This window comes from Leeuwenhoekiella sp. CH_XMU1409-2, from assembly GCF_037029365.1.
Classification (GTDB): domain Bacteria; phylum Bacteroidota; class Bacteroidia; order Flavobacteriales; family Flavobacteriaceae; genus Leeuwenhoekiella; species Leeuwenhoekiella blandensis.
The window spans coordinates 132,275-152,741 of record NZ_JAYMEI010000002.1 but is presented as its reverse complement, the minus strand read 5'-3'; the positions used below and the strand labels follow the sequence as shown (position 1 = coordinate 152,741).

Below are 20,467 nucleotides of genomic sequence, written 5' to 3'. Positions count from 1 at the left end.
CTTTCTAATTTATAAAAGTCCATTATCAGAAAAGCTATAATAATTCCCATCAGGTGCAAATATCAAATGGTCCAGAATGGTAATATCGAATAATTGTGCTGCCTTTTTTATTTTGCTTGTAAGGTTTTTATCTGCCTCACTTGGCATCAATTTTCCGCTTGGGTGATTATGCGTTAAAATTATAGCTACCGATAAGGATTTTAGAATGACGGCAAATAAAATCCGAAGGTCTATTAGTGTACCTGTAATTCCGCCTTGTGACAATTGATAGACACCTTTCACTTTGTTACTGTTATTCAACAATACAACTTTGAAAGTTTCCTGTATGGCGATTGTATCTTTATCCCAATCCTCAAAGAGCAGTTCAGCCGCATCTTGTGAACTACTTATTTTTTGCCACTCAGAGGATTTTAACCCTCCTTTGTAGCTTATTTTTATTTCGTTAACTTGTGCTTTCATTGTTATCTAATTTTAATTAATGGATAATGAAAAAGAGGGCGCAACTTTCCAGAGGAACGCCCTCTTTAATTTTGAGATTACTTGTCGTTTTTGCTTCCAAGTAATAGGATTTCATCGGCTACAACTTCCGTTACATAGCGTTGGTTGCCATCATCGGTCGTGTAGGTTCGGGTCTTTAGTTTCCCTGTAATTCCTACTTCTTTGCCTTTTTCGACAAACTTTTCAACGATTTCGGCAGTCTTGCCCCAAGCTACTACGGTATGCCAGTTGGTGTCCGTTTGCTTTTCTCCTTTGCTGTCTTTGTAATACTCGTTCGTAGCGAGTGAGAAGCGGGCTACTTTCTTACCGCTTTCAAGGTTCGTAATGGTTGGCTCTTGACCAACGTTTCCAATCAATTGTACGTGATTTCTAATAGTACTCATAATAAAATATTTAAGTGATTTATATTTCCCCTATTGATTTAAAACAGATTAAATTTTAAGGGGTGTTTGTTCTTTTCTTTCGTGCACCGCACAATGGATAGAGTGGGTTTTGTCAGGACTTTTCGGGTAAAATCAGGTGTGTTTGCGACGTAGTAAAATCCTTGGATTTTCAAGGAAGTAGAAACCTTATTTTTCACTAAAACTCGTACAGTCTTGACAAGTTCCATAAGGGCATTAGCAATTCTTTTAAACGCAGTTGCGTTTGAGCGTACCGACAGTTAAGCGAAATAAGTAGCTGTGGTTAAGTTAGAATTGGTTATGTCGTGCCTGTTTTTCGATGACCCGAAAAACAACAAAGGCTTTATCCATTATAAACCCCTTAAAATGTGTAAGACAGCGGTTTGGTTTTTAGGGATTTTCGAGTGAGGGCTCAAGAAGACCGCGCCGAAAATCCTGTCAAGAAAATCAAGCCGATGGCTTTCCGATGTAAAAGCGGACTTAATTCACGATTTCGGCTCTGGAATGAAGTGTTCCTTCCCAGCATAGCGGGAAGGGTTAGCGGAATGGAAAGCTGAATTTGGGGATTGTGTCCAAGACCTTTGTAGTGAAGCTCTTTTCTCGAAATGAAGTGGTTGCCTGCTTTTTCAGCAGGCGAGCGTGAAATGCAGGGGAATGTGCTGAGTGGGTTATGAGAAAAGGAATTTGATTGAAAAATAATAGTTAATTAAATTTTAGAATTACTAATATTTGATTCCAAAACCATCAAAATCCTTTATTGAATATTCTGAATTGCTCGATTGCTTCGGGTTTGAGAAATACCCAAGTTCTTGTTGAATTTCTTTTGCGTGTTTAACAAAATCATCAGTTAGTTCAGGAATATGATGATAGCAAATATCATAAACGCTATCATCTGTTCCGTTAGACCCAATGGCAATTCCTATTACTGTATTTATTGTAGGATTGAGGTATCGAGCAACAATGCACCTCAATTCTAATTCACTCTCCTTTAATTCCCAATTTTTTTGAGTTAGAGGCATAAAAACGTACATATGTTCTGCATCTTTTTGTGGCAGTAACATTCTGCCTTTTGATTTCCTTTTTATTGCGTTATCAAGAGCTAAACCTAATTCGGTTCGGTGTATTCTGTCCTCTTGGTTTATTATACGTATTGCATTTTCTAAATCTTGAATTTGTTGGCTATTAGTTTCGTCTTTAATATGATAGGTGTGCAACTGCGTTATCATATAATCCCAAATAAAACTTGGTACAATACGTTTTTGCCAATCTTTGTAATCTTCTGAGTTAATGTAACTTTCCCAGAGTCCACCCGAACCAGCAATTGCATCAACTGGATAGTCAAATTCAAGACCAGTTTGAATGTAGAGTGCAAAAAAATCGGTTTCTTCTGGAAGCAACATATGGTTTGATGCAAGAAAATCCTCTTTCGCTGATAAATATCTTGTGAAATCAGTTATAGTATCGAGTTCGCTAATCATTGTCGCAGTTGACTTTTCGTCAAATACGTGTACAAAACCACTTTTGTTCATTCCCATCTGCAATGGGAAGTCATAATCACTCCCAAATGCAATTGCTATTCTATAAATAGTTCGCTTTTTCTTATCTGGTAGAGCGACTTTTGTAAAACGATTTTTCAGTTTTACTTCATCAACATTTTTTAAAAATCTTTCTGCTCCATAAAGTTGTTTAATCGAGTCATCTACAGCCTTATTAACCCATCTTTTGTATTGAACAGTTCTGTCTTTGTGATTTGTGACTTTGATATCCTTAACAGAAATTAAAATAATTGTATGACCACAAACAACGAGTACATCACATAATTCTTTTCCTTTTTTGCCCAAAGGATTGGGAAAGCTCCAAAACGGTAAAAATGATTTTTTACATAAATTATCTACGTATCTTTCAGATGGTGTCATTATATCTTGATTAGTCCTTTTCCAGAGGTTTTTTGTTTTGTTATGTATGAATATGTTTTAGGAAGGTTTACAATGTAACCTGAGTAACCAGAGAGCTTCAAGAGAAGTATTGAACATAACTTATAAATTAAAAAACTAAGATGAAATAATTCTTTAAATTCCTTTTCAAAATCTACATCTGGTATGAAAAAATCATCTCCGTGAATGAACTTGTTTCTATAGATGTATAAAGCATTTTCTTCATCTTTAGATAGATTGTAACCAAATTTCTCAAATGGTTCAGCAAGTTTTTGGTTATTACTTCCTTTGTTGATTTGGTGTAATTTAGTAATCAACCTTTCATAGTTTTTCTTCCTTTCTTTTATTTCAGTAGCTGAGAGATATTTTGGTCTATTTTCAAGCTCAAGCGCTTTAATTTTTTTAGCAGCATCTTCACTTATTTCTTTAATTTGCTTTTTTATTCCTTTTTCTTCAAATATTTCTGTGCTTTTATTTCTACTTTTTTTCACAACAACCTTTGTGATATTTTCGAGTGCGACAAACAAAGAAGGTATTTTAAGTTCCAATGGGGAACTACTACTATCGATAATTAAAACAAAACTTCGTAAAATACTACCTCGGGTAAGTATTAATGTACATAATTTAGAGTAGTTTTCCGTCGGAAATTCTACCATATAATTGCGTGCAGTATTCTGTCCTAATCTTTCAGTTTTTCCTTTTTCATCTTTTTTGAATTTAGGACTTTTAAAATTTATATATCTGTAAGGATTTGTAGAATGAATTTCATATCCCTTTGTTTTAGTGTCTGAGGATTCAAATACTCTTACACCTATAGGTCTTTGTAAATCAGCGTCATTATATGAAAAAATATGAGCTGACCCACCGTAGTATATCCCTTTTAAAAAAGCATACGTCATAAAAATTGAATTGACTACTTGGGTAAAGCGTTCGAGCATTATTTTATTCAAAGAATCTATAACTATATAGTGCTGGTCTTCAATTACTGTTGAGAAGAAGTGATAATTTTCTTGCTCAATTTCTATACTAATTGACAGAGATTTGTGGACAGCCGTATCAACTTGAACATACTCGTATGGATAAAAGTTTCCTTGTAGCTGTAAATCTATCTCAACAGGCAGTAAAAAACGATAGTACCTTTTTTTTTCGGTAATGTTTTTTGCTTTGATTTGACAAATTATGAAGGTTTGCTTCGATTTGTTTTTTTAAACTATTAGCGTCTACTTCAGGGTCATTAAAATTTGGAAAATTAATATTAGTTGGAAGTATGTCCGAACCCGAGACATAGTAATCCATTGAGGCACAACTCAATTTTATCTCTACACTCTTTCTAAACTTAATATCTTTATGATTGTTTAAGTCCTTAGATAAAAATGAATCTGGTTTTAGTTTGATATTCTTTTCAAACTCTATAGTTGCCTGAAGACCATTAAAAGAATGACTTTTAGAATTGCCTGTTGTTAATGTACCAGCGTTGTTTGTTCTAAATTTTTTTAGAAGTTTGAGATTAGCACCAATATATTTATGTATCATAAACTAATATGTGAGCTTAAATTTATACTAACCTTTTTGATTACTGTATTTACAACAACTCAACAGCCTTGTACCAATAATAAAATATAGATTTATCGGGTTGGCGTTTTAATCTGTTCAAAAAGGCCCAATCCGGATTTTTAATAACCAATTCCTTTGTATCCTGATTCTCATAATATTCTATTTCAACATCCTCTTTTTGTAGAATAATAGCATTCAAATAAGCTACTTTGGCCGAAGCTGCCAATGCTTCTTCAATCCTAAAGTTCCCTGTCATTAAAAATGCGCTACCAAAGCTTCGTATGCCAGAGCTTAAATCTGCAAATTTCTTTTTCTTTTCAGCGGTTGGGTTACGTTCTCGTCTTGCCATAATAGCACAGGTATTTATGGAATCCCATAGCACATCCTTTTCATTGAGTTTCCTTTTACTAAAATCCTTGTCCGTACTTCGATAGGATAGTTCTGCTTTCGCGAAAGCTGAAAAACTTTTCTTTACCATTGCTACATCAGTAATATTTTCAAAAAGTTTTCCCAAGTCGAACAATTGCTTGCAGATTTCCATTGCAAATAACTGGTCGCCTTTGTAGTATGGTATGCCTATGGTATCTGGTGCAAAAGCTGTTAGCTTATCGCCACAAATAGCGTTTACCGAAGGCGTAGTAATTGTTGTAGCAGTTCCATCAATGGAAAGCCAAGGTGTTTCAATGGGCGATTCTATAAGTTCTGGATAGTGCGGACTGTCAAAAAGGATATCCAATAGAATGGTTCCAGGAACGTTTGGATTATATACCGACTCGAACTCAAAGGTGTAATGTGCCTTTGGAACACCTTCCTTATAACTTCTATGCTCATTAAGCACGTGCTTTTTGAAATGTGAATTGGCTACAACTGCATCCAAAATTTCTTCTAATTTATCACGCTCAACGCTGGAAATAATATCGATATCAATAGAAAATCGGTTCCCTTCTTTTAGCAAAAGCACAAGTGATGTTCCACCTTTGAAAACAAAATCAAGTCCTGAAACTTTTAAATGTTCGAGTAATGATAGTGCGTGAACCATTTTCTCCAATATAGTTACATCGATACCCTTATGTTCCTTTTTTGCACGGAAGCCATTCAGCCATTCCTTTTCAAAACTTTTGTTGTTAATCATATTGAATATCTTCTAAAAAATTTGGAATGTTGTTGCTTATAAACTGCTTTATTTCCTGTTCTTTTTTTCGTCGCTTGGCATAGCTGAACAACTTTGTAAAATTGATGCTATATCTATCAATTATTTTCTCGTAGATGTTTACCATTTCAGAACCTTGGTAAAAATGTAGCAGATTTTCATCTGCAAACAGGTCCACCATAATCTTTTCAAGTGTTGCAATGGGCACTACCGCTTTTTTATTTTTTATTTTTTGTATGGGTGCCCTTGTCACCAAACGTTTAATGATAACTGGCACGTTACTTTCTGAAATATAGAATTGAATTTCCTTTTCATCTGGATTTAGGAAAAAATCCATTCTTAGATTATCATTTAGGTAGTAATAGAGTGAGTCTACAAACTCTTTTTCTACTTCGACGACAATCATTTGATTTGACGTCTGGTGCTGAGAAAACTCATTGAGCCATTGGGTTTCCCAAATGGCATATTTTATATCTTCAAAACGCTCATTGGTTTTACGGGCTATTTTGAACACACTATCAGATAGAAGAGGTTTATATTTAGGTTTATAGGAAATAACATAAAGTCCACGACCAATGGTTTTAATTATGTCCTTTTTCTTCAGGTCATAAATTCGCCAACTAAATGTACTTTCTTTTAGGTCTGGTTCGAAATCCAGATAGAAGTTATATAGCGCATCCCTATCAAAAGAACTACGGTCTTTGAAAGCTTGTATCAGTTTATTTTCAATAATCTTTGGCATAGTTAAAAATCAAAACTTTGCCAAAAATACAAAAAAGTGGCGAATATTTGAAAACAAATTTTCGCCACTATATAGATTAAGTGGTAATAATTGGAAATTAAATCTATCTAAATTCAGACAAACTTAGAATATGATAATAGCAAATACATATGTTACTGTTTTGGGTTCAATATGGAAAGGAATTGCAACGATTTCAATTTTATCTCTTCAATCACAGCATTATTCTTTTCAGTCTCAAGTAATGCCCAATATTTGGATTCGTTCCAAACAAATTCTCTTGTTAGACCAGAACCGCGTTGATTTATAAACCCCCAAAACCAAAGGTCATCCCAAACTTCCATTTCTTCAGAAGAATAATTATGCAGTAGCAGTTTATTTATTTTATGGAAATTCCATTTAGTTGTTGGGTCAATACGATGGAAAATTGCTTCAATCACAGCATCAACTGGCAAGAAAAATTTCTCGTTCACGTCTATGAGTTTGGGTGCATCGTCCCATATTGAATTTTGAAATTCATACTTAACATTATGTAAGTGATAAATGGTTTTGGTAAATAAGGCAGATGTTTTGTTGCCCCAACCTTTTTGTCTCAACATACCATTGTAAAGGGATTCATAATTATAGGCACCATTTTTTTTATCTGTTAGAAAATCGATGAATGTCTTAAAACTATGAAGCTGCGATTTATTCGAATATACTTTCTGAAAAAAAGGTGCGAGTAAATCAATTTTAGGTTGGCTTTGTGTATTCGCTACGTGATGAAGAACTGAATACAATTTATCTTCGAGTGAATCGAACGGCGCTAAAAACCGGTAATAAGAATTTGATTGGACCCTTTTATTATGATATCTGTTCTCATTCAAGAAATGAAATAAAGAAAATAATTTGGAATTCATTGTTGTATTCAAAATCAATTATTTTTCAAGGGTTACCGTTCCATTAGCATTAACCCAATAATGTTGTATACCTATCTTATTGAGCTCTGGAATAATACTGGCTATTGCTTTTCTTATTTGTTCATCCTCAGGATGTGCAATGGCAATTTTTGCATTTGGGAACGCAACTTTGGTTTCTAAGCATTTAATAATTGCTTTACCCAAATGAGTTTTAATCTGTCCAGAGTTGAAATAATCTCGTCGCTTCGTAGGCAAATCCTTATGTGCTTTTGCACCTTTTACCTCAATTAATAATTTTTGGCCATTCTTTACAGCTACAATATCATATCCTCTCGTTTGGCCCAAGCAATAACTCTCTATCTCATAGCCTTGTTGAACCAAATGAGGCATCAGTAATTCAATGGTTTTATTTTCCGTTAGTTTTTCCATTTAAGCTAAATTTTCACACAATATAACTGAATTAAAAAACAAATAGACTTTGTGAAAAATAAGACGGGTTTCAAGCGAAATTAATTCACGATTTTGGTACGGAAATGTAGTGTTCCTTCCCAGTCCCGAAGTTTCGGGACGGGAAGGGTTAACGGAATGGAAAACTGACATTGGGGATTGTGTCCAAGACCTTTGTAATGAAGCTCTTTTCACGGAATGTAGGGGAATGTGCTGAGTGGGATTATAAAATTAATGCATAAAAAAACCTTCCTACCATAGTAAGAAGGTTTTTAATTGTAATTCGTTTGCTATTTTTCCCTTTTCAGAACCAACTGATATACACAAGGAATTACCACCAAGTTCAAAATAGTAGCCGATAACAATCCTCCTAAAATAACAACTGCCATAGGACTTTGTATCTCACTACCAGGTTCGCCACCTTTTAAGGCCAATGGTATCAATGCCAGACCTGTGGTAAAGGCAGTCATTAATATGGGATTCAATCTATCCAATGCACCTTTTTTTATCAATTGAAATCCTTGGATTCCTTCTTTTCGCAAATCTTCATAACGAGAAACCAATAAAATACCGTTACGTGTTGCTATCCCAAAAAGACTAATAAATCCAATGGTCGCAGCTATGCTGATGATGCCTGATGTGAAATAGACAATTAAGATGCCGCCAATTAATGCCAGAGGTAAATTAATCAACACTACGAACGCCAGTTTTACGTCCTTGAATTCATAATACAACAACAGGAAAATGATAGCTACGGCGATGATGGCTGTTATTAAAAGCAATTGTGATGCTTTTGATTCACTTTCGAACTGTCCACCATATTGCACACGGTAGCCTTCCGGCATATTCACGTTGCTGCCCACAACTTCCTTTATTTCGTTAACAGCACCACGCAAATCCCTACCTTGGACATTGGCAGCGACGACAATCTTTCGTTGTACATCTTCCCGATTGATGGTGTTTGGACTGCTTACCGATTGAACGGTTGCCAATTCACCCAGCGTGGTTTGTCCGCCATTCGGTAAACTAATCAAGGTTTTATTGATGTTCTCAATATTGTCCCGAAATGGTTTTTCGTAGCGAACTATCAAATCGAAATATTGCTGACCTTCGTAAATCTCGCCTACTTCTTCTCCTGCAAAAGCGATATCTACCTGTTCCATTAAATTACCGACCGTCATTCCATAGGCCGAGAGAATCTGGCGTTTGGGTTTAATTCTTATTTGTGGCACTTCAATTTGCTGGTCAACCGCAACATCTGCCAGTCCATCGATATCCTTGATGTTCTGCTCTACACTTTTGCCTACTTCAAACAGTCGTTGTAAATCTGAACCAAATATCTTGATGGCAATATTGGCACGTGTTCCGGAAAGCATATGGTCTATACGGTGTGCAATGGGTTGTCCCAGCGTAATATTAACGCCTGGTGCAACGCTCAATTTGTTGCGGACTTCTTCAAAGAACTCTTCTTTGGTTTTGTCCTCAAGCACAAAGGGCACATCAATTTCCGAAGCATTGACACCTTGCGCGTGTTCGTCCAGTTCGGCACGGCCTTGTCTTCGGGTAACAACCTCCACTTCGGGCATATCCAATAGTATAGTCTCGATTAATTTACCTGTCTTATTACTCTCTTCTAAAGACATTCCCGGCGGACCGACAACACTTATTACTAAAGAACCTTCGTTGAATTCAGGAAGAAAACTCCGCCCTAATTGAGTGACAACCAACAGACTTAACAGAAAGGCAATCACGGTTACGCCTATAATGGTTTTGGGTATTCTGGTTACACGTTCCAAAAGGTTGCCATAATGTTTCTGTAGCCATCGCTCCACGCGTGTACCTTCAGCCTGCTTGTTCAAAAGCTTTTCATTGTCCAATAAATAGGAACACAGAATAGGCGTGACCGTCACGGCAACTACCAATGAGGTCAATACCGATGTTACAAAGGCTATACCCAGCGGTTGCAACAATCGACCTTCCATTCCGCTTAAAAAGAACAAGGGCACAAATGATACAATAATAATTAAGGTAGCGATGATAATGGAACTTCGTATCTCTACCGAAGCATCACGTACTACTTTTATGGTCGATTCCCGCTCTGTTTTCGGTTCTCTGATATTTTCGCGCAAGCGTTTATACACATTTTCCACATCGATGATGGCATCATCTACCAGCGCACCTATAGCAATGGCCATACCACCCAAACTCATTGTATTTATGGTGTAACCCAACCATTTTAATATGATGATGGAAACCAATAATGAAATAGGGATAGCCAGCAAGGAAATAACGGTAGTCCTCCAGTTCATCAGAAAGATGAAAAGGATAATCATTACAAAAAATGCACCTTCTAAAAGGGTCATATTTAGATTACTAATAGAAGCATCAATAAAATCGGATTGTCTAAAGATTTGACTTTTGATGTTGACCCCTTTTGGCAATGAGGATTCTAAATCAGCAATCGCTTCATCCAAGCGGTCTGTCAGCTCCAAGGTATTCACATCGGGCTGTTTTGAAATGGTCAGAATCACAGCGGGTTTGGCGTTTAATGAACCATCACCAATTTTATCGGCAGCACCAACTTGTACCGTGGCCACATCTTTTATTTTTATGGTCTGACCGTTCACTTCCTTTAGAACCGCTTCCTGCAGGTCTTCCAGCGCATAGGCTCTACCGCTTCCTTTTATGATGTATTGGTTGCCGTATTGGTTTATGATACCGCCAGGCGCATTTTGATTTGCTTCCTTAACGTGTTCAACCAATTCTGATAGGCTCACATCGTAATACTTCATTTTTTCGGGATTGGCAAATACTTGGTATTGCTTGTAATCGCCACCAATGACCACCACGTTTGCAATACCGCCAATGGCCTTTATACGCGGCCTGATGGTCCAGTCGGACAAGGTTCGCAGTTCCATTGGTGAAAGGCTATCCGAAGTCACTCCCAAGAGCATTATTTCGCCCATAATTGATGAAATGGGTGCCATCGTTGGTGCTCCTATGCCTTCGGGTAGGTTCTCTCGAACCATCGGGATACGTTCGCTCACGATTTGTCGAGCACGGTAAATGTCGGTGCCCCATTCAAATTCTACCCAAACAATGGAAACACCTGCCGCCGATGAGGAACGGATTCGCCTTACATTAGGCGAACCGTTTAAGGCAGTTTCCAGTTGATAGGTCACTAATTTTTCTACTTCTTCAGATTCCATTCCGTGAGCTTCGGTAAGAATGGTTACGGTTGGTGCCGTGAGGTCGGGGAACACGTCCACGTTCATAGTACGTGCATAATAGATTCCCAAAACGCTCAATGCTAATGCGCCCAATAGAATGAGCAATCTGTTTTGAAGTGAAATTGATAATATTTTGTTTAACATTTCTCTTCGTTTTTAATGTTCGTGGCCGTGTGCAGGTGTAGAACCGGACATTGAAGCCATTTTAACTTGATACGCTCCCGTTGTCACGACCACTTCGCCCACTTGCAGACCTTCCAGTATCTCTACATTTTCGCCATTGCGTTTTCCAATCTTTACAGGTCGTCTTTCAAAACTTTCGCCCGAAAGCTGAACGATAACGGAATAGCTGCCATAGTCCTCCAAAAGAGCATTCACGGGAATCATTGTGTTTTGGGTAGCATTTCCCATCGCAATCTGTACGGGCGTTAAGCTACCTTCTGGCATTTCGACCTCTGCGTTTACTTGTGCGAAAACAGAAATCAATGGGTTTTCACGTTCTACGTCTTTACCAATAGAAAGGATTTTGCCCTCTGCATCGGTTACGTCCTTCCATTGGCCGTCATTATCCTGATACCAAATGCCCTGTGCATTGTCCATCGTAAGTCCGTAGTCGGGTGCCAATTGGGTTTTTAAAACCTTGGATTGATGTGTTCCAACACTTACCAGCGCAACGCCTTGTGCTACATAATCGCCATTTGAAACGGTTATGGATTTGATAAACCCATCAAAAGGGGCGCGGATTTGTTTGCTTCCGCCCGAAACACCGGATACCAAGGATTGATAGTTAGCTCTGGCTATCTCAAAACTGCTTTCCACTTTCTCAAATTCAGATTTTGGGACAATTTTAGACTCGTATAGCTCTTTCTTCCGTTCATATTCCGATTTGGCTTGTTGGAATTTCGCTTTCGCGGAAGCGATATCCGTACTCAAATTGTTCGAAGCTAAACCTTGACTGTTCAAGCTCATTAACAGCTGGCCTTGTTTTACCGCTGTACCTTCTGTAAGGTTATCCATTTTAAAATCCACCACACCATTGGATTTTGCCGCCAAGGACTTTGTTGAACCTGGCGATGGCATCCAAACACCTGATGTGTTGATGACATCGTAGATTTTACCAGAAACAACAGGTGCGGTCTGAAAATCGATTTTCCAAGCCTGCTCCTTTAAGAACGAAATACTTCCATCGTCTTCTTCCTTACCCAAAGCTTTTATGGCCTCATCCGTAGTGGCATATACCATTACATCATCAATGGAAATTTTATCTGAATACTCTGGTGTCGTCAATTCAAAAACCAATTGATAGTTCCCAGCTTCTTTTGGTTGTATAGCAGGCGAAAAAATACCTGGTGATGACGGTGCATCTGCCTTATTTCTGATTCCTTTACCATCTTTTATCAAACTTACCGTTACAGAACCTTCCCGAACGGGTTGGTGTTTATCCAAAACCGTAAAGTGGGCTGCGAATTTGCTGCCGTTGCCCACTATAAGCGCAGGAAACTCAACAAAGAGTTCTGTTTTATCTGTCCAGATAGTATGGTTCAATCGTGGAATTTCTTCGCCCACGTGACTTCCATCTGCATTATGTGCGTGTGCATCTTCTGCCTTGTTATTACAGGACATTGCCAAAAAGGCAAGCACAATTATTATATATTTCATCTTTTGAATGTATTTGAGTTTTAATGGTCGTGGTGTTCAGAACCATCATCGTGTTTGTGGGTATCAGAACCGTCATCTGAATGGTTACCGTCTGCATCGTGGTCGTGCCCGTGGTCATTTGTCTTCGTTTCCATAGAATCTTTTCCTACTTCAAATTCTTCTTGTTCTATGTCTTCCTCGTGCATATGGCTTCCGTCTTCATTGTGTTCGTGACCGTGGTCATCTGTACTCTCTTTTTTTGTTTCCCTGCAAGAGCTTACCAAAAATGTTGATGCGATTGCTATTGCAAATATTATTTTTGAAATTTTCATAATCTTTGTTTTAAAGGTTTATAATGTATGTTTTAATAATTGTGCCTGAAGTAATTGTATTTCCTTTTCCATCTGCAACATTCTGTCAGATGCATTGCGGTAAAACTGAAGCTCTACATAGTAATCCATAAACGAGTATTCGCCCAACATATAGGCCTTAAAGAGCAGTTGTTCGCTGTTTAAGTTGCTCATTGTAGTTTGATACTCATTGTATTTTTCGAGCATCAATTCGTATCGATTGTATGTTTCTTGAAATTGGGAATAGAGCGAAGCGGTAATCACTTGCGTATTCGATTGCTGATACTCATAATCGGCTTCTGCCGCTTTAACCTTGTTCTTGCTGTTCCACAACGGAATGGAAAGGCCACCATAAAAACCTGAAAAATTACTGCCACGAACACCCTGATAATTGTAACCAAGTGCCACATTGGGCAAGACCTTGTTTTTTTCCAGTTTTACTCTTTGAAGCGAAGTCGTTTCAGCAGCCTTTAAACCTTGTAAAGAAGGGTCGTTTGCCAATTTTTCTTGCCAAAGCGTTTCGACCGCAGCAACCTCGATAGGCAAATCGATACCTGCGGTAAAACCATCAATGGCATTCCCGCCATTCAAGGTTTTGAGTTTGGACCGTACAATTTGGATTTCGCTTTCAATCTGTTGAACAACGAATTGTTCTTGAATCCAAGCGATTTTCGCCTTGTTCAAATCCAAAATTCCGACTTGCTCCTTATCATAAAGCTCTTGAACCTGGTCAAAAACCTGTTTGCTTTGGGTTCGTCTTTCGGATTCAATAGCTTTCTGATTTTGAAGGAAAGTGAGTTCAATCAATATTGATTTTGCTTCCAACAAAACTTCCTGCCGCTTTTTGGCATAGGACGTTTGTAGTTGTATCGCCTTTAAGTCGTTCCATTTACTGCGTGAACCGTATACCGTCGGAAATTCGAAGGATTGCGATATTTCATATTCGGTATAATTTCCCGTTGCGTTATCGCCAAAGGGCAAATAATACCCTGAAAGCTGTGGGTCGGGTAAATTATTGGTGCTGCTGTTTTCGAGTTGTTGGCTTTCAATGAAAGATTGATAGCCTTTTAACTCAGTATTGTTCTGTTCTATTACGTTTAGCAGTTCCCCAATGTTTTTATCCTGTGAGAAACCATTAACGAAGAACAGGCATCCGCAAATCGCGGATACGATGTATTTATTCATTGTTTGAAGTTTTAGGTTTAATCTTAAAGTATAAGAGGATTCCTGCCGTAGCGGTAGGTATTCCTAAACGATTAACCTAAAGATGGTGGGCCCCGTAAATCGAGGGATGAGAGGTAAGGATTAAAATGCCTATTGGGCGGATGATAAATTGGCGGTTTATCGTTTTGCCTATTATCAACGACATAAAATTCTTGAAAATCAGAAGTAAGTTTTACGACATTGTCATCTACGATAGTTTGCCGCTCAACAGTATTCCTTTTAAGTACAACAACGTCGCTGGACACCGTGGAATGGACGTGCATATCCATAAAAAATCCAAAGAAACCGTATGGTGATTCTTTCTTTTCGTGAGAACTGTCATCGTGATGATGATGTTCGCCAGTATGGGCAATATCTGAATGGGAATGCGTTTCCTCGTGCTGATGATGCAAATGTGGAAAAGCCTGATGCAACATCAATAGGCTAAACAAGCCTAAAAAGAAAAATGCCGCTATTTTATTTGGTTTTTGCATCAAATACAAAACTAATGAAATTTGAGTATATTTTTAGAGTTTTAAGACTTGAAATCAAAATATAACTTGGACAATAATTAGTTCCACTTCATTTTCTGCAATCGAACAGCATTGAGAATAGCCAATAAAGCAACACCAACATCAGCAAAAACGGCTTCCCACATTGTCGCTAATCCACCTGCACCGAGAATTAGTACAATGACCTTAACCCCAAAGGCAAGCCCAATATTTTGCCAGACAATCCTACGGGTTGAACGACCAATTTTAATAGCTCTTGCAATCTTGCTCGGTTGGTCGGTCTGGATGATGACATCTGCCGTTTCAATGGCGACATCGCTTCCTAAACCGCCCATCGCAATACCCACACCACTCGCTGCCAATACGGGTGCATCGTTAATGCCATCGCCGATAAATGCGACTTTCGTTTCAGGTTGCTTTTTAAGCTTTTCAACCTCATTCAGTTTATCTTCAGGTAACAACCCACCTTTTGCCCAATCGATATTTAATTCTTTTGAAACTTGTTGAGTTATTGAATCCTTATCACCTGATAGCATTATGATTTTTGAAATTCCTGAATCTCGAATTTTTTTAATGGCTTGGTGCGCATCATCCTTTAGTTCATCTGCAATGGTTACATAACCTGCAAATTTCCCATCAATGGACACCATAACTATTGATTCTACAATGCCATCCGTTTCCGAAGGGACTTCTATGCTGTTTGAGGTCATCAAAGCTTTGTTACCTACCAACACCGTTTTTCCGTTGACTGTTCCTTTTAAACCTTTTCCTGCAATTTCTGAAACATCGGTTGCCTCATAATCCGCCCCGTCCGCTTTATATTCCAGTATTGCCTTTGCAATGGGATGGGTAGATTGTTCTTCCATCGCCATCAAATACTTCATAAATTTGACTTCCTCAAATGTGATGGAATTGATTTCCTTGATTTTAAAAACCCCTTTGGTAACAGTTCCTGTTTTGTCCATTACGACTGTGTTCACTTGAGTCATTGCATCCAAAAAGGATGCACCCTTAAAAAGAATACCGTTTCGCGATGCCGCACCCAAACCGCCGAAATAGCCGAGAGGAATCGAAATGACCAGCGCACAAGGACACGAAATCACGAGGAATATCAATGCTCGGTATAGCCAATCCCTAAACACATAATCATCTACAAAAAAGTAAGGTAGAAATGTAAGTCCGATGGCAAGGAATACAACGATAGGCGTATAAATCCGGGCAAATTTTCTGATGAACAATTCGGTCTTTGATTTTCTGGCGGTTGCATTCTGTACCATATCCAGAATTCGTGCAATGGAACTGTCTTTAAATTCTTTTGTGGTTTCAATCTCGATTACGCCATCAAGGTTAATGCTTCCTGCAAAAACACTATCGCCTTTAGCAATAGTATTAGGCTTGCTTTCGCCTGTCAAGGCAGCCGTATTAAAAGAACCCTTTTCAGACAGCAGAATACCATCAAGTGGAACTTTTTCGCCTACACGTACCTGTATTTTTTCACCAATCTCAACAGTCTCGGGATTGACTGAAACAAAATCGCCGTCACGATAAACCAAAGCTTCATTTGGCCTTACGTCGAGTAAAGCTTTTATATTTCCTTTAGCACGGTTAACGGCCGCATTTTGGAACAGTTCACCCACGGCATAAAATAGCATTACGGCTACACCTTCAGGGTATTCGCCTATGGCAAATGCACCTAAAGTGGCTATGGACATTAAGAAGAATTCGGTAAAGAAATCACCGTCCCTGATACTTTTCCATCCCTCTTTTATAACAGGAAAACCAACGGGGATGTAGGCTACCGCATACCAAGCGATTCGTACCCAACCTTTAAAAAACGGAAAGGCATCAAAGTAATCAATAGCAATTCCCGCTATCAACATCACAAAACTGAATATGGAAGGGATGTATTCCTTAATGCTCAGTTGTGATGAAACCTTATTTTCAATTGAAGGATCCTTGAGGTCTCTTAGATTTAGTTTTTTCTTTTTCATATATGTTTTATTTTAAAATAGTTTTAGAACAAAAAATACCATTGTCAATAGATAGACGATATAGGCTGCATCGAACGCGAATATCTGCCATCTGCTAAAACCGTGAAGTTCCTTGCTTTGATGGACAAAAAGGGAGTACAAAAGCGGCATCAGTCCAACGAAGGCAAGATTCACCCAAAACAACTGGAAATCTTCGATAGGGGTAGTAACCAGCGCCAACGGGAAAAAGGCGACCGTCATCGTAACAGCATTATCTGCGATAACACTAGTGGTGCCTGCCGTTACTTCGCCTCCTTTCACCACGCTCCAGGTCTTAAATATTTCAGGCGCGGTGGTCATTATACCCGTGATGAACAATCCCCCAACGATTTCAGAAATATTCAGGGCCGAAACAATATTTTCTGTTGCCTTAACAATAAAAAAAGCACCCACAGCTATGGCCAGGGCCCCGGCCACGGATAACCAGACTTTCTTTTTGTCCCATTCTACTTTTTCGCCCTTTTCCCTGCCTTTTATAATGGCATGCGTTAAAAAAGCAGCATAGGCAGCCAGCATAATATAGCCATCGATGGGTTGTAATCCACGCCAGGCTTTGGGAAGGGTTAGTATAGCTACCAAAGCAATGATTGCCAGGTAGGGGATGGACAATACCGAAACAGAACGTTTGTTCAGAGCCAGTAGGTTGGCATCCAGATGTTTTTGGTGTTCCTTATTATTTTTAAATTGCTTTCTGGAAGCGAAATAGGCTATGCTAACCATCAACGGAATGGAAATTATATTGGAACCCAAAAGGTTGCCCAGACCAATTTCCGATACTCCCCGGGCTGCACTGGTAACGTTTACAGCTACCTCGGGGCTGGCGGTCACAATGGCAAGGAGAGCTGCTCCTGCAGAAGCTGTAAGCCCCCATTGCTTACGGAGCATCTTTAAAGGCGTCAAGAGTTGGTCCGCACCCCAATGGGCAGCCCAAGCTGCCAATCCCAATACTACTACCCAAAGCCAAACGTTCATAACTAATCGTTGTTTATAATTTTTCTGTTACCCTCAGTATATTTCAACTTTTTATTTTCCGATATTTTCTGGTCTTTTTTTTGTTGGCTTTGAAAGATCAGGAGTAAAATCACTCCCGTGCTAATCCAGACATCTGCGGTATTAAATACAGGGTCAAAAAAAGTAAATTGATTACCTCCCCAAAATGGCATCCATTCCGGAAGCCTTGTATCAATAATGGGAAGGAACCACATATCCACGACATTGCCATTTAAAAATCCAGCATATCCACCCCCTGACGGGAATATTTCTGCAACGTTTTGTACTGCCGGATCACTTTTTTCAAAGATCAGTCCGTAAAATGCACCGTCAATCAAATTGCCCAATGCACCTGCGTATATAAATGCGGCACAGATTATAAAGACTTTTGCATATCCTTTACGTATCATTTTTTTGATATAAAAGGTCCCCCAAATAACGGCTACGAAGCGAAATAGTATTAAAACAAATTTGGCCAGATATCCCTCGCCAAATTTAAAGCCCCAGGCCATGCCGGGATTCTCCAAAAAATGTAAGCGAAACCAATCCAGGCCAAACACAAAATATTCCTCGCCATAATAAAAATGGGTCTTCACATAAATCTTTATGGCCTGGTCTATTACCAACAACAGTAAAATCAATAATGCTACACTACTTTTATTCATAATTTCCTTATTGTTGCCCAACGTCTTGTGCAACATATATTTGCATTATTTAGATAATTTTAAAATTCTTATGGCACCCCGCATTACAAACGTGAAAACGATGCCGCCAATTACCAAATCAGGCCATTTGCTATCCAGAAAATAGACCAGCACCCCGGCCAGTATCACCCCGCCGTTTACGATGATATCATTGGAGGTAAAAATAGCACTGGCCTGCATATGCGCCTCCTTACTTTTGGCCTTATTTATCAACCAAAGCGAAATAAGGTTACCCAGAAGGGCGAAAATGGAAACAATGATCATCAATTGGAAAATTGGTGTTTCACTACTGGTAAAAAACCTTCTTAATACCTCTGCAAAACCAAGTGTTGCCAAGGCCATCTGAAAATACCCGCTGAATTTTGCCACCTTCTTTTTTCTGGAAATGGCACCACCTACTGCAAATAAACTTAGCGCATATACTATCGAATCTGCCAGCATATCCAACGAATCTGCAATAAGGCCCATAGAAGAAGAGATCCACCCCATGGTCATTTCGATAATGAAAAAGCCGAAATTTATCCCAAAGACCCACCAAAGGATTGTTTTCTGTTTGGATTGGTCTTCTATTACGGGAGGATCGGCTTCTTCGGTCCCTTGGAAGGAATCCCCAAGGTTTAAACTGGCTATTGATGTTTGTATATCTTCGATTCCATTCACATGATATACTTCCAATTTCCTGTTGGGAATATCAAAATCCAAATATTTCACTTGTGTATAAGCCTCCAACTTCATCCGGATCATCTGTTCTTCTGAAGGACAGTCCATTTGACTTACTATAAAAGTACTTTTGTTCATTTCTCCCATATCACTTAACTATATTTTTCTTTCCTTTATTGGAAGTTAATAAGAGAATTACCGCACCGCCAATAGCTGCAAGTAATGAAGCTATCAAAATGCTTATTTTCGAAATTTTAATCAATTCCTGATCATTAAATGCGAGATTGGTAATAAAAAGGGACATGGTAAAGCCAATTCCCGCAATCATACCAATTCCAATTATATGTTTCCAGTTTAGTGTAGTATGTAATTCGGAAACTCCAAGTTTTTGCCCAATCAATGTAAAAATACCAATCCCTGTTACTTTGCCAATTGCTAATCCCAAAAGGATCCCCAGCCCTAAAGAACCGGAAACAACCTCAATTAAATTTACATCGAGCTTTACTCCCGCATTCGCGACTGCAAAAATTGGAATGATAAAGAAAGCATTGAAATCAACAAGGGAATTTTCCAGTTTGAGCAAAGGAGGCCTTGAATTCTCAGTATCTGTTTTAATGGCTTTTAAAATTATTTGTTGTTTTTTATCCTGAAGAGGATTTAATTTTTCCAGCTCTGTTTTCTCAAGATTAGTAACGTTTGTGGCGGTCCTTTCTTTTAATATTTTACTGTCTAATTTGGGCACTATTGGAATGGTAATGGCAAAAAGTACTCCCGCAATAGTTGGATGGATCCCCGAATTAAGGAAGCAATACCATAAGATGATCCCAATAATAATATACCAAATCAAATTTTTGACCCCAGTCCAATTCATTAATAATAATAACCCAAATGCCCCCATGCCCGATCCAAGGTATATCCAGCTCAACTCGTTGCTATAAAACAATGCTATCACCAATATGGCACCTATATCGTCAGCAATAGCGAGGGCTATTAAAAATATTTTTAACTGCCTGGGGACATTTTTCCCCAGTAGGCCAATAATCCCTAGTGAATATGCGATATCGGTAGCCATAGGGATGCCCCAACCCTTTATATTTTCAGTGCCTAAATTTAGGCTAATAAAAAAGAGGGCCGGAACTGCCATACCACCTAAAGCTGCCAACAAGGGGGCTGAGGCTTTTTTAATTGAAGATAATTCCCCCACCATAACCTCCCTCTTCAATTCAAGGCCGGCAACCAAAAAGAAAATTGCCATTAGGCCATCATTGATCCATTCTTCAATTGTTAGCCCAAAACTAAGATGCTCGGAAAATTCAAAAAGCAATTCATCGCCAAGAAAATGATGATAGGCACTTGCCCACTGTGAATTAGCTAAAAGAAGGGCAACTATAGTAGCAATTATTAAAAAAATCCCCCCAGCTGTTTCCCTGTCGAGGAACTTTGTTGCCGTTTCCCTGATATACCCAATAGTGGATTGATTTCGAACTGATTGCCCCATTTTATCTTATCTGTTTTTTGAGTTAATTAC

The 20,467-nt window shown here is 38.5% G+C and carries 19 protein-coding genes; all 19 read right to left on the bottom strand.

What is annotated here, in order from left to right:
* Positions 1-9: 9 nt before the first annotated feature.
* A complete protein-coding gene (locus WA338_RS02415) occupies positions 10-459 on the bottom strand; it encodes a JAB domain-containing protein (RefSeq protein ID WP_336091887.1) in 450 nt (149 codons plus the stop codon).
* Positions 460-536: 77 nt separating this feature from the next.
* Positions 537-881, bottom strand: a complete 345-nt coding sequence (locus WA338_RS02410; protein WP_092205827.1) for a single-stranded DNA-binding protein — start codon at positions 879-881, stop codon at positions 537-539.
* Between the two features lie 740 nt (positions 882-1,621).
* Positions 1,622-2,815: a nuclease-related domain-containing protein gene (locus tag WA338_RS02405; RefSeq protein ID WP_273419834.1), complete on the bottom strand. Its 1,194-nt coding sequence runs from the start codon at positions 2,813-2,815 to the stop codon at positions 1,622-1,624.
* Positions 2,815-3,771, bottom strand: coding sequence for a hypothetical protein (locus WA338_RS02400; protein WP_273419832.1), 957 nt, complete (start codon positions 3,769-3,771; stop codon positions 2,815-2,817). Before WA338_RS02400 ends, WA338_RS02405 begins: the two co-directional genes overlap by 1 nt.
* A 172-nt stretch (positions 3,772-3,943) precedes the next feature.
* Positions 3,944-4,366 carry a hypothetical protein gene (locus WA338_RS02395; protein ID WP_273419830.1) on the bottom strand — a complete coding sequence of 141 codons (423 nt, stop codon included), beginning with the start codon at positions 4,364-4,366 and terminating at the stop codon, positions 3,944-3,946.
* 49 nt (positions 4,367-4,415) lie between these two features.
* Positions 4,416-5,519: a nucleotidyl transferase AbiEii/AbiGii toxin family protein gene (locus WA338_RS02390; protein ID WP_286991137.1), complete on the bottom strand. Its 1,104-nt coding sequence runs from the start codon at positions 5,517-5,519 to the stop codon at positions 4,416-4,418.
* Positions 5,512-6,279, bottom strand: a complete 768-nt coding sequence (locus WA338_RS02385) for a DUF6577 family protein (RefSeq protein WP_286991138.1) — start codon at positions 6,277-6,279, stop codon at positions 5,512-5,514. The genes WA338_RS02390 and WA338_RS02385 overlap by 8 nt, the downstream gene beginning before the upstream one ends.
* A 152-nt stretch (positions 6,280-6,431) precedes the next feature.
* Positions 6,432-7,055, bottom strand: coding sequence for a hypothetical protein (locus tag WA338_RS02380; RefSeq protein ID WP_203295413.1), 624 nt, complete (start codon positions 7,053-7,055; stop codon positions 6,432-6,434).
* A 138-nt stretch (positions 7,056-7,193) separates the two neighbouring features.
* Positions 7,194-7,604, bottom strand: a complete 411-nt coding sequence (locus WA338_RS02375) for a protein NO VEIN domain-containing protein (protein ID WP_203295412.1) — start codon at positions 7,602-7,604, stop codon at positions 7,194-7,196.
* Between the two features lie 308 nt (positions 7,605-7,912).
* Positions 7,913-10,996 (bottom strand): efflux RND transporter permease subunit, encoded by a 3,084-nt coding sequence (locus tag WA338_RS02370; protein WP_286991139.1) that lies wholly within the window; start codon positions 10,994-10,996, stop codon positions 7,913-7,915.
* A gap of 12 nt (positions 10,997-11,008) precedes the next feature.
* Positions 11,009-12,511 (bottom strand): efflux RND transporter periplasmic adaptor subunit, encoded by a 1,503-nt coding sequence (locus WA338_RS02365; RefSeq protein ID WP_336091877.1) that lies wholly within the window; start codon positions 12,509-12,511, stop codon positions 11,009-11,011.
* A gap of 20 nt (positions 12,512-12,531) precedes the next feature.
* Complete coding sequence (locus tag WA338_RS02360; protein WP_286991141.1) at positions 12,532-12,822, bottom strand: hypothetical protein; 291 nt, start codon at positions 12,820-12,822, stop codon at positions 12,532-12,534.
* Between the two features lie 18 nt (positions 12,823-12,840).
* Positions 12,841-14,025, bottom strand: a complete 1,185-nt coding sequence (locus WA338_RS02355; protein WP_286991142.1) for a TolC family protein — start codon at positions 14,023-14,025, stop codon at positions 12,841-12,843.
* Between the two features lie 71 nt (positions 14,026-14,096).
* Positions 14,097-14,537 carry a hypothetical protein gene (locus WA338_RS02350; RefSeq protein ID WP_286991143.1) on the bottom strand — a complete coding sequence of 147 codons (441 nt, stop codon included), beginning with the start codon at positions 14,535-14,537 and terminating at the stop codon, positions 14,097-14,099.
* Positions 14,538-14,614: 77 nt separating this feature from the next.
* A complete protein-coding gene (locus tag WA338_RS02345) occupies positions 14,615-16,546 on the bottom strand; it encodes a heavy metal translocating P-type ATPase (RefSeq protein ID WP_336091872.1) in 1,932 nt (643 codons plus the stop codon).
* Positions 16,547-16,558: 12 nt separating this feature from the next.
* Positions 16,559-17,557, bottom strand: coding sequence for a sodium:calcium antiporter (locus tag WA338_RS02340; RefSeq protein ID WP_009778867.1), 999 nt, complete (start codon positions 17,555-17,557; stop codon positions 16,559-16,561).
* 2 nt (positions 17,558-17,559) lie between these two features.
* Positions 17,560-18,276: a lipoprotein signal peptidase gene (locus WA338_RS02335; protein WP_336091869.1), complete on the bottom strand. Its 717-nt coding sequence runs from the start codon at positions 18,274-18,276 to the stop codon at positions 17,560-17,562.
* 9 nt (positions 18,277-18,285) lie between these two features.
* Entirely contained in the window at positions 18,286-19,086 is an 801-nt protein-coding gene (locus tag WA338_RS02330) for a cation transporter (protein WP_121665194.1), read from the bottom strand.
* A gap of 1 nt (position 19,087) precedes the next feature.
* Positions 19,088-20,437 (bottom strand): Na+/H+ antiporter NhaA, encoded by a 1,350-nt coding sequence (nhaA, locus tag WA338_RS02325; protein WP_336091864.1) that lies wholly within the window; start codon positions 20,435-20,437, stop codon positions 19,088-19,090.
* Positions 20,438-20,467 lie beyond the last annotated feature (30 nt).

What these genes read in the sequence shown, in the direction of transcription:
- WA338_RS02390 (WP_286991137.1), bottom strand. Translation starts at nt 5,519, where the DNA reads ATGATTAACAACAAAAGTTTTGAAAAGGAATGGCTGAATGGCTTCCGT.
- WA338_RS02400 (WP_273419832.1), bottom strand. Translation starts at nt 3,771, where the DNA reads ATGCTCGAACGCTTTACCCAAGTAGTCAATTCAATTTTTATGACGTAT.
- WA338_RS02395 (WP_273419830.1), bottom strand. Translation starts at nt 4,366, where the DNA reads ATGATACATAAATATATTGGTGCTAATCTCAAACTTCTAAAAAAATTT.
- WA338_RS02410 (WP_092205827.1), bottom strand. Translation starts at nt 881, where the DNA reads ATGAGTACTATTAGAAATCACGTACAATTGATTGGAAACGTTGGTCAA.
- WA338_RS02330 (WP_121665194.1), bottom strand. Translation starts at nt 19,086, where the DNA reads ATGGGAGAAATGAACAAAAGTACTTTTATAGTAAGTCAAATGGACTGT.
- WA338_RS02415 (WP_336091887.1), bottom strand. Translation starts at nt 459, where the DNA reads ATGAAAGCACAAGTTAACGAAATAAAAATAAGCTACAAAGGAGGGTTA.
- WA338_RS02340 (WP_009778867.1), bottom strand. Translation starts at nt 17,557, where the DNA reads ATGAACGTTTGGCTTTGGGTAGTAGTATTGGGATTGGCAGCTTGGGCT.
- WA338_RS02360 (WP_286991141.1), bottom strand. Translation starts at nt 12,822, where the DNA reads ATGAAAATTTCAAAAATAATATTTGCAATAGCAATCGCATCAACATTT.
- WA338_RS02335 (WP_336091869.1), bottom strand. Translation starts at nt 18,276, where the DNA reads ATGTTGCACAAGACGTTGGGCAACAATAAGGAAATTATGAATAAAAGT.
- WA338_RS02370 (WP_286991139.1), bottom strand. Translation starts at nt 10,996, where the DNA reads ATGTTAAACAAAATATTATCAATTTCACTTCAAAACAGATTGCTCATT.
- WA338_RS02350 (WP_286991143.1), bottom strand. Translation starts at nt 14,537, where the DNA reads ATGCAAAAACCAAATAAAATAGCGGCATTTTTCTTTTTAGGCTTGTTT.
- WA338_RS02375 (WP_203295412.1), bottom strand. Translation starts at nt 7,604, where the DNA reads ATGGAAAAACTAACGGAAAATAAAACCATTGAATTACTGATGCCTCAT.
- nhaA (WP_336091864.1), bottom strand. Translation starts at nt 20,437, where the DNA reads ATGGGGCAATCAGTTCGAAATCAATCCACTATTGGGTATATCAGGGAA.
- WA338_RS02365 (WP_336091877.1), bottom strand. Translation starts at nt 12,511, where the DNA reads ATGAAATATATAATAATTGTGCTTGCCTTTTTGGCAATGTCCTGTAAT.
- WA338_RS02345 (WP_336091872.1), bottom strand. Translation starts at nt 16,546, where the DNA reads ATGAAAAAGAAAAAACTAAATCTAAGAGACCTCAAGGATCCTTCAATT.
- WA338_RS02355 (WP_286991142.1), bottom strand. Translation starts at nt 14,025, where the DNA reads ATGAATAAATACATCGTATCCGCGATTTGCGGATGCCTGTTCTTCGTT.
- WA338_RS02385 (WP_286991138.1), bottom strand. Translation starts at nt 6,279, where the DNA reads ATGCCAAAGATTATTGAAAATAAACTGATACAAGCTTTCAAAGACCGT.
- WA338_RS02405 (WP_273419834.1), bottom strand. Translation starts at nt 2,815, where the DNA reads ATGACACCATCTGAAAGATACGTAGATAATTTATGTAAAAAATCATTT.